Here is a 12,031-nt window from a genome sequence, read left to right on the forward strand (position 1 = left end):
TTTTTGGAAAAAATCGGGGGCGCCGGGTTTTCGATGTGAAAAGCCCGGGTCAAGGGCGCCGGACACGGCCGGCCCGGGCGCGGGTGTCATGCGGGTTCTGCGCGGGGCAAATGGCGGGTTGCAGGGCAGACAAGAGCGCGTCCGCAAGCAAGGCGCCAGGGGCCGGCACGTGGGCTGTCAGGAGGCCCGTCAGGGGGGCGCAGGGCCGTCGCAGTGAGACGCTGTCAGGGGCCGGAAGGGGCTGTCAGGAGCTAGGCCAGAAGGGGCTGTCAGGGCCGGGTCAGGCGGCGATGAGACAGCTCTTGTCATGGCCCGAGATGCGCGCCGTCAGCATCTCGCCGGCGGTGTGGTCGGTGTCAAAGACCACCTCGGCGAATTGCCGGGTGCGCCCGCGGTTGGGGCCTTCCATCAGGATGTCGTGGCTCTGGCCGACCTGGGCCTCCAGGTGCTTGCGCACCTGCTTGTCGCCCGCGGCGCGCAGGGCGGCGGCCCGGGCCTTGATCGCCCGGCCATCGACCTGGGGCATCCGCGCGGCCGGGGTGCCCGGGCGCGGCGAATAGGGAAAGACATGCAGCCAGGTCAGGTCGCATTCCGAGACCAGCCGCAGCGAATTGTCGAACTGGGCCTCGGTCTCGGTCGGGAAGCCGGCGATGATGTCGGCGCCAAAGGTCATGTCGGGCCGCAGCCGCCGGGCCTCTTCGCAAAAGGCAATGGCATCGTCGCGCAGGTGGCGGCGTTTCATGCGCTTGAGGATCAGGTCGTCGCCATGTTGCAACGACAGGTGCAGGTGGGGCATCAGCCGCTGTTCGGTGGCGATGGCCAGCATCAGGTTGTCGTCGGCCTCGATCGAATCGATGGACGAGATGCGCAGGCGGGGCAGGTCGGGCACCAGCCGCAGGATACGCATCACCAGGTCGCCCAGCCGCGGCGTGCCGGGCAGGTCGGCGCCCCATGAGGTCAGGTCGACGCCGGTCAGGACGATCTCGTTATAGCCTTTCTGGACCAGCCGCTTGATCTGGTCGACGATCACCCCCGCCGGGACCGAGCGCGAATTGCCCCGGCCATAGGGGATGATGCAGAAGGTGCAGCGGTGGTCGCAGCCGTTCTGGACCTGGACATAGGCCCGGGCACGGGTGCCGAAGCCGTCGATCAGGTGGCCGGCGGTCTCGGTGACCGACATGATGTCGTCGACCTGGACCTTCTCGGTCTCGCCGATGAAATCCCCGGCCATCCCGGCGGCCATGCCCTTCCAGGTGTCGGGGGTCATTTTCTCGGTGTTGCCGATCACGCTGTCGACCTCGGCCATGGCGGCAAAGGTCTCGGGCTCGGTCTGGGCGGCACAGCCGGTGACGATCAGGTGGGCGCCGGGGTTCTCGCGGCGCAGCCGGCGGATTTCCTGGCGGGCCTTGCGCACGGCTTCCGAGGTCACGGCGCAGGTGTTGACCACCACGGCATTGCTCACGCCGGCCTCTTCGGCCAGGGCCTTCATAGCCTCGGTCTCATAGGCGTTCAGGCGGCAGCCCAGGGTGGTGAACTTGGGCACGCTCATGCCAGGGCCTCCAGGAAGGCTTCGGTCAGCACGCCGTCAAAGACATGGGCCGTGCCGCCGGTCATCCACACGCCGTCCGCGCGCCAGTCGATGGTCAGCGTGCCGCCGTCCAGCACGATCTCGACCTTGCGGCCGGTCAGGCCCCGGCGGGCGGCGGCCACGCCGGTGGCGCAGGACGACGAGCCCGAGGCCAGGGTGATGCCCGTGCCCCGTTCCCAGACGCGCATGCGGATGCGGTCGGGCCCGATGACCTGGGCGACCTGGACATTGGTGCGCAGGGGATAGAGCGGGTGATGTTCGTGGGCCGGGCCAAAGCTGGCCAGGTCGACGGCCTCGGCATCCTCGACGAAGAAGGTGCAATGGGGGTTGCCCATGCCCGTGGCCACCGGATCGCCGTCGATCGGCAGGTGCAGGGTGTCCATTTCGTGGGCCAGGGGGATCTCGGCCCAGTCCAGCTGGGGCGGGCCCATGTTGATCGAGGTCAGCCCGTTGCCGGCATCCTCGGCCAGCAGCACGCCGCGATCGGTGGTCAGGCGCAAGGCGCGCCGGCCGGTGCCGTCCATGATGTGCCGGGCGATGCAGCGCGTGGCATTGCCACAGGCGGCCGACAGCGAGCCGTCGGCATTGTAGAAGGTCAGGTGGGCATCGGCCCCGTCATTGGTGCCTTCACCGGTGCCATCCGCGGGCGCGGTGATCACGGCCAGCTGGTCGAAGCCGACCCCGCGATGACGGTCGGCCAGGGCCGTGGCCAGGGCCGGCGTCATGTCGAAGGCCCGCGCACGGCCGTCCACGACAACGAAATCGTTGCCGAGCCCGTGCATCTTCATGAAGGTCCAACCGGTGGTGTCGCGCATGGCGGGCATATAGACCCCCGCGCGCTGCTGTTCCAGTTCTTTGATCGGGCCGGTTGACGGCCCGACCGCTTGTGACGGCGCGTTTCTCAGAGCGGCTGCATCTTCAGCCCGGCCTCGCTGCCCGCCCGGTCGAAATATTCGCCCGGCCGTTCAAAGACCTGGCAGGCCCCGGTCTCGGCCACGAAGTTGAAGGCATGGCAGGTGTCCGATCCCAGGCACTTGTCGGCGCAATCGTCGAAGCTGCGGCCCTGGAAATAGAAGGCCGGGCGGTCGAAAAAGCCCTTGCCCGGCCGGCGCAGGATGACCGGTTCGGTCGCCGCCCGTTGCAGCCCGTCGATCTGGCTGCCCGAGACGTAGAGATCGGATTTCGGATGGGCCGACAGGGCGCGGGTGCTGCGCGACACGTCCTTGAGGAAGCAGATGCCGTTCCAGCGGTCGAACGTGGCCCCGTCGCAGCCCGGCGTGGCCTTGCAGATGGCCATGCAGGCCTCGCCGTTGCCGGCCGCCTCGCGGCCGAGATCGCCGCCGGCCATGTCCATGCCGTCGAACCGGGCGAATCCCGGGGGCGGCGGGGGCAGGGCGGGTCCGCCCTCGGCCCGGGCGGCGGCGGCATCGGGCGAGACGGGCAGGTCGTCCAGCCGGGCATGGAAGGGATACATCAGCAGCGGCGGCACGTCATAGGCGCCCACCAGGCGCGTCGGCGCCTGCCAGGCCACGGGATCGAAGGTTGCGGTGTCGCGATCCTGGCCGCCGTAATCGCGGAACTCGACGGCGATGCCGGTGATCCCCAGCGCCGCGTTCTCGCCGCCATAGGCCGCCACGTCCGCCGGGCGGATGGTGACGTAACATTCCCGCTTCCAGTATTTCGACCCGGCCCAATAGGGTCCGGCATAGCCCTGGACGACATCACCGTCGCGGGCCACCGCGCCCTGGACCGGGGCGATTCGGTTGCGCCGCAGGTTCGAGATGGAATGGGCGGTGCTCATGAAATCGGTATCCAGCGGCCCGGCGGTGCCATCGTGCAGCCGGTGGCGCAGGTAGACCGCATCGCAGATGTTGACGACATGGCGCGGCTCGATCCGCGCGGGCGCGGCCACGCCCATGACCGGGATGTTGGACAGGTAGGCATCGCCCACGGTGTCGATGACATAGGGCTCGGCGCCCCGGTGACGCAGGATCTGCAGGAAGAGATGGTCTTCGAGCAGTCGGTGGCCCTGTTCCTCGGTGACCTTGATGGCAAACAGCCCTTCAACCACGTCCAGCGCCCGGTCGATGCTGCGCCCGGCCCCGGAAAAGCCCAGCCGCGCTCCGGCCCAGATCTCGCGGTGGGGAAAGCGCACCAGCCCGGCCCCGTCGACGGTGGCCCCGCCCAGGAAGATCAGGGCACAGGCCCCGGTGCAGGTCTGGCCGGGCAGGACCCGGGTGCGGATGTTGCGGTTGCGGACGTTGGACAGGATGGCCAGCCCCTCGACCAGGTCGCCGCCATTGCTGTCCAGGCACAGGGTCGTGCCGCCGGGATCGGTGGCCATGCCCGACACGGCCTGCAGATCGCCTTCGGCCACCGGGCCGGAGAGGCGCCAGTCGCAGAAGGTGCCATCGGTCTGATCCAGCGTTCCGGCGGTGGCGGCCCCGGCCACCCATAGCCCGACGGCCGCCAGACCCCACATGCGCTGCAGGTATCTTTTCATCCTTGCCCCACTGCCCGTTTTTTCTTTTGGTTACCGTGGCGTGAATTTGGGCGAAAGTCCATAAATGGCCTCTTGACGCCTCCCTGCAGCGCCGTTAGTTAGCCCCCCACACTGTGGGCCGTTAGCTCAGTTGGTAGAGCAACTGACTTTTAATCAGTGGGTCGCAGGTTCGAATCCTGCACGGCTCACCACTGAACATCAGTTTTCCTTTCCTTTAAGGGACTTGGTGTCGATATTGGCGAACCAATCAGGAAGGTTCGCCAGGTTTTGTTCTCCATTTGGACGTGCGAGCAGCTTCTCGAAAGCTGAATCAGCCAATCCTTCGCGTTCTGCCGCAGCCGTGTAGTGCTGTACAAGCGCCAGCGTCTTGTGGCCCGTCACCGACGCGATCTGGTTCGTGGTCGCTCCGGCCTCCGCGAGTCGCCGCGCACAGGCCTTCCGCAGGCCGTGAGAAGAGCAGGCGGGCAAATCCGCCTCCCGGGTCCAGCGCTGCATGAGATTGCCCAGGCCGGCCGGTGTACGCGCCGTACCGCGCCTCGTGGAGATGTAGGGCCGGTCAGTCGGCAGCTTGGCCAGGACCGCCGCCAGGTCCGGATGCACGGGAATCGAGATCAGGCGCCCGTTGGTCTTCTTCGTCTTCTGGCGACGGTACTGAAACCGCCCATCCTTGATGTTCCAGGGTCCAAGCTGCACCGCATCCACGCGGGCCGCACCGGTGTAGGTCATCAGCGTCATCACCCTGTGCGCCTCGGTGCCCTCAGGATGCGTCTGGATGAACTTTGCGATCTCCGCCTCGGTCCAGGTGTGGAAGCCCTCCGTGGCGACCTTGTAGGGCTTCGTGGCGCGTGCCGGGTTATCTGTCCGCCATCCCAGCGTGATCGCGTAGTCCAGAAGCTGGATCAGCCTCTTGCGCAGGTTGTTGGCCGCTGCAGGCGTGTCCGCCTTGGCAGCCAGAAGGTCCTGCACATGACGGAGCTGGATCAGGTGCACGGGCTTGTCGCCGTGCTGCTGGCGAAAGCTCTCGACCACACCGCGGTAAACGCGCTGTGTCGAGGCCTCGAGCGCCAGGAAGTCCTGCGACCGGTACCATTTCGAGACGAGCAGCCCGACACTGCCGGGTTTCGCGCGGCCGACGCCAACGCCTCCGCGCGTCCGATGCCCCTCCAGCGCAGCCTCGTATCGCCGGATGAAATCCTCGGAGCCGTAATCCGATCCGAGCTCGGCCGAGAAGCCGTCCTTGCGAAAGCGCCAGCGGCGCTTGCCGTGCCGGTCGAAATAGGAGGTCGCGCCGGGATGCTGGCGGCTGCGTTTCAGGCCTGATCCCAAGGGTTGTCCTCCTCCTGCGCCTTCGGCGTGGCCGTGTAGATGACGACGGTGCCGTCGCGGCTGATCTCCGAACGCCCGATGGGGATCCCGGCATCCCGATACGCCTTCAGGTATCGGGTCAGCTCGGATTGCGTGATGCGTGCCTTCTCTGCCGCCATCTTCGCCTCCTCAGGCTCTCTGGTCAGCCTGGGGCCGCCCCGGCATCAGCAGTGCCTCGATCTGCTCCGGAGACAGGAGCATCAGGTTGCCAATTTGGTAGTAGTTGCCGGTCTCGCGCGCCCTCGTGCGGAGGAGGCGCGGCGACACCCGCACACCGTGCTCGAGCAACTGCTTCGCCCAGTTCTCCGGGGTTTTCCCTTCCATCAAGAGTTCCGACATCGGTGCCTCCGGTTTCATACGCTGTCGGGCTGATGCTACCAGCCAAATGCACGGCTTCACAGGCTTTCTTTTTTCGGGCACAATTGCCGGAACGATTGTTCCTATCCTGCGAGGCCGTGACAATGGCGTTCAAATTCACCCCGGAAGACCCAGACGAGTATGCCCGTGGTTTCGAGGAAGAGGAGGAAGCCCGAAGCCAGGAGGAGGCCCTGGCGGCCGCGCTCGCGGTGGAGCCCCACGCCAACCTCGAACGCTTCAGGAAGAAGCGCGGCTTCACCAAGACCGAGATGGCGGAGATGATGGATATCACGCCACGGAGCTACTACGCCTATGAAAGCGGGAAGCGATCGATCCCGACCGAGGCGCTGGTTCGCCTCAACATGTACACCGGGGTTGATCTGAACGAGATCCTGACCGGCCGCCCGTCAAGCGAGGGGTACGAGCGGGTCGTGTCCACGACGATCTGGATGCTTCGCGTTCTCCTGACCGACTACAAGGGCATCCCCCTTTCGAGGCAGGAGAAGATCATCAATGAAACGATCGGCTATGCGCAGGAGCGCGGGCTCACGATCGACAAGCGCCTGGTCGATGAGGTGGTCGCGAGCGAGATGGTGTACAAATTCCATCCGGAGAACATCCCGGCGCCGCCTGACGCCAAGGCGTACGGGGAAGATCAGTACGAGCAGTACAAGCGGGATGAGGAGGCTTGGCAGAAGCACGTCGATGAGGGTCTGGAAGGGCGCAGGTCTCCGCGGTAGGTTTCTGGAACCGCAATTGTGAGGTGATCTCGCCCCAGAATTAGACTCGCCCGGCTTGCCGTCCACCTCGTTCCTAGCTTTGTCTACGCCCGTTCTCAGCTTTATGCGATGACCCGGGTAAGCCGCAGCGTAACGGCACGTGCTGACAATGGCGATTTCGGCACCTTCTCTGCACGCGCGAACTCAACGTCCACAGATCTTGGAAACGGACGCTCCGCCAGGATCGCATCGCTGAACCCGGGTTGTCTACAAGGTGGGCGGAAAGGTCGGCGGATTGCAGCACCGAACGGAAGAGCTAGAGGCTTGAGACGGGGCGGACACGCTACCGCCTCTAGTCAGAGTAACCACCTGATATTGGAGTTAGCGCCGCTTGCGGAAGGACGGATCCGGGGTGCCAGTGTAACACGCCATGACATGTGGATAGGTCTCAGTAATTACGTAGCCATAGACCCCGTTCTGGACCATCCCGTTACACTGATCGAGATCACCGTATCCCACAACATATTCCCAGTCGTCTACGAAGGTCCCATCATAGGGGCCACCGGGGTCACCGGGGCCACTTGGCCGGTTACCGGTCCGCAACCGGTAGCTGCTGCGCGCAGGGCGGATCGTGCCATTGTCCTCGATGTAACTGCCGAAGATCGGAAATCCATCCGCCGCAAAGCCGATCACTGGTGACGGCGCCGCAGGGTTGTCCTGATCGAACAAGGCCATCGGGTTTCCATGGTAGTGATATGTGCCGTCGGGTTGGGTATGGGCATTATGTTCGTCGGCTCCAAATCCGGCGTTCGAAGCTAGCGGATCGTAGCGATAAGGCGCCGACATGTCGGTGCAGCCAATGCGGCCATCGCGTACGCCGAAGCACCCTGCTGCCATCAGGTCTAGCTTTACCCCGTTTAGGAAGACGGCGTTGTCATACTGCAGGCTCAGCGCCGTCGGCCGACTTGCGGCGACGGGGTTTGCGGGGACCGAGTAGACTTGAACTTGTTCGGCCAGCGGGGTGACGAAGTGGCCGGTGGTGTTGAAGTCGTGATTGGGCACCGCGTTGGACCGAATCGTGCAACTGTCACCATCGGTCGAAATTGAGAGCTCCGCGCTGAACTGGCGCCGGTTCTGGATGTCAGTCGCCTCAGCAGAGTAAGTATCAGCATAGGCCGCGCAGTTGGCAAATCGATCTGTCAGCAGAGTATCGGTAATGTCCTCATGAGCGACCGCTGGTGCAGCCTCTGCCAGGATCAACGCCAACACTCCGATCGCGGATACCTGGGCCCAGATCATGAACCGCATGTTATTCAGATGGATTATCGCGTTTCGCGCAGCACCCATGCAGGAGGCCTCCGTTCAGGGTATGGACATTTCGTGATCATCGTAAGCGCAACCTTGCAGACCAATGCTTCTACGCTTCACGACGAGGCTTCCGTCGGACGTGTCTAAAGAGAACGGTCTTCCCGAAGCCACGGTTGATTTACAAGCAAGCCCCAGGGCGCTCACTTCCAAGTAAGAGCGGTAGAGTTGGGGCTCGCGACGGTTAGGTTTGGCGATCTGTCTGGCCGCCGGATGTGCATTTTTCGGCAACTGTGGCACCCTATCCGGCGTGACCCGAGCTTGCTCGGTGATCTTCGCCGATCCTGGCAGGCCGAACAGGTCCGAGGTGTCCTTTGTCGATGCCCTGTCACCAGTTTGCCTTTCGCCTTGGCTTCACCGATGCTCTGGCCTGACTATCGTGATCTCGGAAGTGGATGGCCCATGTCTCGTCGTGTTGAAATCGCTGGAACTGCTGCTGTAGCCGTACTGCTGGTCTCATCGGCCTTTGCGCAAGTTCACAATGGGCCGCCGCCCGACGATGGCGGCCCGCCGCCAATGTCCGTTGAAGATCAGGAGCTTAGTAATGCACTTCAAGCGCGCATGGGTGACACTAGCACCCTCATGGAAAGCTTGCCGATCCCCGACAGCGCCGCCGAGTGCGGAGACGCTCCGGGAATCGGGCGGATGCTGTGCTTGATTGAACTTCTGAAGGCCGACGTGTCCGTGGATATCCTCGAACGCCTGCAACTGGACTATTCCCGCATCGAGGCAGAAAACTGGAGCAACCTTCCTGCAGGAGCCTTTCCGAAGCGGCCGGGCGTCCTGCTGGGCGAGTTGAACGCCAAGCAGCGCGGGCTAGTCAAAGCGATCATGATGGAAGCCACAAGTGGCGAAAGTGAAGAAGGCTGGGACGAACTGGTCCAGACCCTTAACGCCGACGATTACATCAGCACCGTTAGCACCGACTACAAGGCCGGGTATTCCTCCTTCAACACCAAGTTTGCCTTTTTGGGCGTACCCGGACCAACCGGCGTCTGGCAGCTATACTACGGCGGCCACCATATGGCGTTCTCCAACACCTATGTCGACGGAGATCTGGCGGGCGCCACACCGTCCTTCCGGGGGATAGAGCCTTTTCCTTATTTCGAGATGAATGGCCGGGTGAACCAACCTCTGACGCAGGAACGGGATGCCTTTGCCACGCTGCTCAGCGCATTGACGGAGGATCAACGCACCGAAGCGCTGCTGGAAGGAACTTACCGTGACATCCTTGCAGGACCGCAGGCCGATGACGCGCTTCCAGACAAATTCGAAGGCTTGCCTGTTGCCGAATTGGACGCGGACCAGACCAAGCTGCTTCTGGCTGCGATCAAAACTTACGTTGGCGATATATCCGAAGCCGATGCCATGGCCTATATGGCAAAATACTCCGCTGAGCTTCCCGAGACTTACCTCGGCTACTCGGGCACGCCGCAACTGAGCGCGGAAAACGATTACGTCCGGGTTCACGGGCCGTCTCTCTGGATCGAATTCTCGCTGCAATCGAATAAATCCACTGAGAAGGTCGGCAACCACCCTCATTCGGTCTGGCGTGACCTGATGGACGATTACGGCGGGCAGACAGAGTGAGCTGGCGTGCAAGCATGTTCGCATTCGCGGCTATGGTCTGCCTCGCTGGGGGCGCTCTGGCGCACGCCTTGCCGGGGAGTGTTCTTTCACTGCGCCTTCAGGGGGGGCTCTTGCAACTGACGCTCCAGTTTCCGGTGGAAGACCTAATCATCGCGGCGCCCGAATTCGTAGCATTGGAGGACGTGGAGGCAGGCCAATCCGTCTCTGAGGAGTTAACGGATGAGCTGACGCGCTATCTCAGCCGCCATCTTTCAGTCTCAGAAAATGGTGTCTCGTTAGACCTGAATATGACCGATGTGCGACTGCAACCCGCCCACCTTGATCATCTTGGCCAGTTTACTTTGCTCGTCAGCCAGTGGGAAATGATGGGTGCCGAAAAGGACTCAACACCTCTTGAGCTGTCCTACGACGCTGTGATGCATGAGGTGCGAAATCACCGCGCCACTGTGCAATGGATTGAACCGAATGGAGATTTACGTCTGATTTCAGAGTTCGGGTACTTTGACGCAGCCAATGGCGTCCTTCTCGACCTGCGCGCGGTCGGGCGGCAGTGAGCTACGTCCCGCCAGTTGATCCGGCTGCATTGTCGTCGCACATGAAGCAAGGCCGAGCCTAAACTAGGCCGTGCGTGTTTAGACCGCCAACCGGTCTTTGGTGTGTGGTGCCGCGGATGTCTGCACGGTTCTGCGCAGTAGACGCCGGCGCACAACACAGCGAACGTCCGCAAAGGGCCGTGAGTGAAGTCCGCTGCTGTGTGCCACGTGCCAGCCCCGTTGCAGCGCCGCAGATCCGCCACGAGCCCACTACCGAAGTGTTAAATTATCGCTGTGCATGCTCGCAGCATTTCTTCCGCTGGAAGGTGGCTGACTGAAATTGGGCGCAGACTCTATCTGTTGCCTGCGGTCAAGGCGTGTACTGGCTGCGGCACCAGGCGACCAGCGCCTCGGCGAAGAGGGACATTGCCGGCGACACCTCGCGCGACGGGTAATAGAGATAGAACCCCGGCAAGGGTCCGATGTGGTCGTCCAGCACGCTTTCCAGCCGGCCCGCCTCGATGTCCTCCGCGACCATGTGGTGCCATAAGCAAGTCAGTCCCAGACCCCGGATCGCGGCCTGCCGCAGCAACGCTCCGTCGTTGAACACCATCGTGGTGGCATCCCGGAACATCACCTCACCCGTCGGCCCGACGAACCGCCAGGGCATCACGCGGCCCGCCGAATGCATCCGGTAGCCGAGGCAAGGATGCCCCGCCAGATCCTCCGGCCGGACAGGCCGCCCGGCCCGGTCAAGATAATCGGGCGCCGCGACGACCACCGGCCGGGTCTCCTCGGTTAGGCGTTGGGCGATCATGTCCTGCTCCAAACTGTCCCCCATGCGGATACCGGCATCGAACCGGCCCTGCACCAGGTCTTCCAGCGCATCGGTTGCGGCGATCTCGATTTGGATCCCAGGGTGCGCGGCCCGGAAGGCCGGGAGCATCGGCAGGACCAGCAGATCAGCGGCGTCGCGCCCCATCGTCAGGCGCAGCAGCCCAGAGGGCTGATCCGCCGCGGCGGCCACCTGCGACAGCGCCGCGGTGATTTCGTCGAGCGCAGGGCCGAGCCGAGTCAACAGGGCCTCTCCCACGATCGTCGGCGCGACCGAGCGCGTGGTGCGCGACAACAGCCGCTGGCCGATATCCTCCTCCAGCCGCCGGATGGCATGGCTCAGCGCCGATTGCGTGACGCCCAGCTCGGCCGCCGCGCGGGTGAAGCTGCCATGCTCGGCCACCACGCGCAACGCGGCAAGGGTATCGAGGCGGTCACGCGCCATTCATGACTCCATTTCATTGACCCCAGAAAAATGACGGACTTCTGGCGCGAATGAAAGCAACGTATCTCCCTGCCGTAACGCGAGGGCGCAGCGCCCCCGCCGCCCCGGCACAAAGGACATCAGATGGCTGACAGGATCACCCGCCTCAACCCGACCTCCCTTCCTGACACCAGCGCCATCGGATACGCGCAGATTTCCATCGTGCAGCCGGGGCGCATGGCCTTCGTCTCTGGCCAGGTGGCCGGTGCGGAGGCTGTGGCAAAGGGCTTCGAGGCGCAGGTCGCAGACGTGATGCGCAAGGCAAGCGCCGCGCTTGACGCGCTGGATGCCACCACCGACGACATCGTCTTGGCACGGGCCTACGTGGTCGACCTGGACGAGGCCCGGCTGGGCATCTGCGTCGCGCAGATCAACGCCTTTTGCAAAGGCGCCACGCCGTCGCTGACGGGGGTTGGCGTGGCCGCACTGGCTGGCCCGGGTCTGCTGGTCGAGATGGAATTGCAGGTCCTGCTGCGCGACTGATGCGATGTCAGCGACGCCACGCGGGGGGCGCTTGTTCCGCAAAATGCGTTCGAGCAGGCCCGCGTCTCGACCTCCCCGTGCTTGTCAGGAGGCAATGAGAAAGCACGCCGCCGATCGGACATTGTGTCTCCGATGCCTGGGATGTCTGCACTGCGGACCTTCTGTTATCGTGTGTCGCTGCGCCGTGTCACGAACGGCCGGTTCGGGGAA

At 64.0% G+C, this 12,031-nt stretch carries 12 protein-coding genes and 1 tRNA gene; 5 read left to right on the forward strand and 8 right to left on the reverse strand.

Annotated elements, in window-relative coordinates:
- Window positions 1-280: 280 nt before the first annotated feature.
- From mtaB to ACK3BB_RS04220, 3 genes are all read right to left on the reverse strand, one after another.
- On the reverse strand, window positions 281-1,549 hold the full coding sequence (gene mtaB / locus ACK3BB_RS04210; RefSeq protein WP_428927483.1) for a tRNA (N(6)-L-threonylcarbamoyladenosine(37)-C(2))-methylthiotransferase MtaB: 1,269 nt from the start codon (window positions 1,547-1,549) through the stop codon (window positions 281-283).
- On the reverse strand, window positions 1,546-2,412 hold the full coding sequence (gene dapF, locus ACK3BB_RS04215) for a diaminopimelate epimerase (RefSeq protein ID WP_428927484.1): 867 nt from the start codon (window positions 2,410-2,412) through the stop codon (window positions 1,546-1,548). Before dapF ends, mtaB begins: the two co-directional genes overlap by 4 nt.
- A gap of 77 nt (window positions 2,413-2,489) precedes the next feature.
- The gene (locus ACK3BB_RS04220) at window positions 2,490-4,091 is read right to left on the reverse strand and encodes a PAN domain-containing protein (protein WP_428927485.1); all 1,602 of its coding nucleotides are present in this window, start codon (window positions 4,089-4,091) and stop codon (window positions 2,490-2,492) included.
- 115 nt (window positions 4,092-4,206) lie between these two features.
- Between ACK3BB_RS04220 and ACK3BB_RS04225 the strand changes: the two genes are divergently transcribed.
- Window positions 4,207-4,282 (forward strand) — tRNA-Lys (locus ACK3BB_RS04225).
- 7 nt (window positions 4,283-4,289) lie between these two features.
- Here the strand turns inward: ACK3BB_RS04225 and ACK3BB_RS04230 are convergent.
- The 3 genes from ACK3BB_RS04230 to ACK3BB_RS04240 are packed head-to-tail and all read right to left on the reverse strand — an operon-like array spanning window position 4,290 to window position 5,795.
- A complete protein-coding gene (locus ACK3BB_RS04230; RefSeq protein WP_428927486.1) occupies window positions 4,290-5,417 on the reverse strand; it encodes a tyrosine-type recombinase/integrase in 1,128 nt (375 codons plus the stop codon).
- Window positions 5,402-5,575 (reverse strand): hypothetical protein, encoded by a 174-nt coding sequence (locus tag ACK3BB_RS04235; RefSeq protein ID WP_158965043.1) that lies wholly within the window; start codon window positions 5,573-5,575, stop codon window positions 5,402-5,404. The genes ACK3BB_RS04230 and ACK3BB_RS04235 overlap by 16 nt, the downstream gene beginning before the upstream one ends.
- A gap of 10 nt (window positions 5,576-5,585) precedes the next feature.
- Window positions 5,586-5,795 carry a hypothetical protein gene (locus ACK3BB_RS04240; protein ID WP_428927487.1) on the reverse strand — a complete coding sequence of 70 codons (210 nt, stop codon included), beginning with the start codon at window positions 5,793-5,795 and terminating at the stop codon, window positions 5,586-5,588.
- A gap of 122 nt (window positions 5,796-5,917) precedes the next feature.
- Here ACK3BB_RS04240 and ACK3BB_RS04245 point away from each other — a divergent pair, with 122 nt between their 5' ends.
- Window positions 5,918-6,553 carry a helix-turn-helix domain-containing protein gene (locus tag ACK3BB_RS04245; protein WP_428927488.1) on the forward strand — a complete coding sequence of 212 codons (636 nt, stop codon included), beginning with the start codon at window positions 5,918-5,920 and terminating at the stop codon, window positions 6,551-6,553.
- 360 nt (window positions 6,554-6,913) lie between these two features.
- Here ACK3BB_RS04245 and ACK3BB_RS04250 read toward each other — a convergent pair whose 3' ends face one another.
- The gene (locus ACK3BB_RS04250; protein ID WP_428927489.1) at window positions 6,914-7,831 is read right to left on the reverse strand and encodes a YHYH protein; all 918 of its coding nucleotides are present in this window, start codon (window positions 7,829-7,831) and stop codon (window positions 6,914-6,916) included.
- Window positions 7,832-8,299: 468 nt separating this feature from the next.
- On the opposite strand from ACK3BB_RS04250, the gene ACK3BB_RS04255 reads away from it, so the two are divergent.
- The gene (locus ACK3BB_RS04255; protein ID WP_428927490.1) at window positions 8,300-9,487 is read left to right on the forward strand and encodes a DUF3500 domain-containing protein; all 1,188 of its coding nucleotides are present in this window, start codon (window positions 8,300-8,302) and stop codon (window positions 9,485-9,487) included.
- A 110-nt stretch (window positions 9,488-9,597) separates the two neighbouring features.
- The gene (locus ACK3BB_RS04260; RefSeq protein WP_428927491.1) at window positions 9,598-10,041 is read left to right on the forward strand and encodes a hypothetical protein; all 444 of its coding nucleotides are present in this window, start codon (window positions 9,598-9,600) and stop codon (window positions 10,039-10,041) included.
- A 349-nt stretch (window positions 10,042-10,390) separates the two neighbouring features.
- Here ACK3BB_RS04260 and ACK3BB_RS04265 read toward each other — a convergent pair whose 3' ends face one another.
- Window positions 10,391-11,299 (reverse strand): LysR family transcriptional regulator, encoded by a 909-nt coding sequence (locus tag ACK3BB_RS04265; protein WP_428927492.1) that lies wholly within the window; start codon window positions 11,297-11,299, stop codon window positions 10,391-10,393.
- A gap of 123 nt (window positions 11,300-11,422) precedes the next feature.
- Between ACK3BB_RS04265 and ACK3BB_RS04270 the strand changes: the two genes are divergently transcribed.
- Window positions 11,423-11,821: a Rid family hydrolase gene (locus ACK3BB_RS04270; RefSeq protein WP_428927493.1), complete on the forward strand. Its 399-nt coding sequence runs from the start codon at window positions 11,423-11,425 to the stop codon at window positions 11,819-11,821.
- Window positions 11,822-12,031 lie beyond the last annotated feature (210 nt).

This window comes from Marinibacterium sp. SX1, from assembly GCF_050389775.1.
Classification (GTDB): domain Bacteria; phylum Pseudomonadota; class Alphaproteobacteria; order Rhodobacterales; family Rhodobacteraceae; genus Marinibacterium.

Coding starts and splice junctions, on each gene's coding strand:
- mtaB (WP_428927483.1), bottom strand. CDS start 1,549: ATGAGCGTGCCCAAGTTCACCACCCTGGGCTGCCGCCTGAACGCCTAT.
- ACK3BB_RS04220 (WP_428927485.1), bottom strand. CDS start 4,091: ATGAAAAGATACCTGCAGCGCATGTGGGGTCTGGCGGCCGTCGGGCTA.
- ACK3BB_RS04270 (WP_428927493.1), top strand. CDS start 11,423: ATGGCTGACAGGATCACCCGCCTCAACCCGACCTCCCTTCCTGACACC.
- ACK3BB_RS04235 (WP_158965043.1), bottom strand. CDS start 5,575: ATGGCGGCAGAGAAGGCACGCATCACGCAATCCGAGCTGACCCGATAC.
- ACK3BB_RS04240 (WP_428927487.1), bottom strand. CDS start 5,795: ATGTCGGAACTCTTGATGGAAGGGAAAACCCCGGAGAACTGGGCGAAG.
- ACK3BB_RS04255 (WP_428927490.1), top strand. CDS start 8,300: ATGTCTCGTCGTGTTGAAATCGCTGGAACTGCTGCTGTAGCCGTACTG.
- dapF (WP_428927484.1), bottom strand. CDS start 2,412: ATGCCCGCCATGCGCGACACCACCGGTTGGACCTTCATGAAGATGCAC.
- ACK3BB_RS04250 (WP_428927489.1), bottom strand. CDS start 7,831: ATGATCTGGGCCCAGGTATCCGCGATCGGAGTGTTGGCGTTGATCCTG.
- ACK3BB_RS04265 (WP_428927492.1), bottom strand. CDS start 11,299: ATGGCGCGTGACCGCCTCGATACCCTTGCCGCGTTGCGCGTGGTGGCC.
- ACK3BB_RS04245 (WP_428927488.1), top strand. CDS start 5,918: ATGGCGTTCAAATTCACCCCGGAAGACCCAGACGAGTATGCCCGTGGT.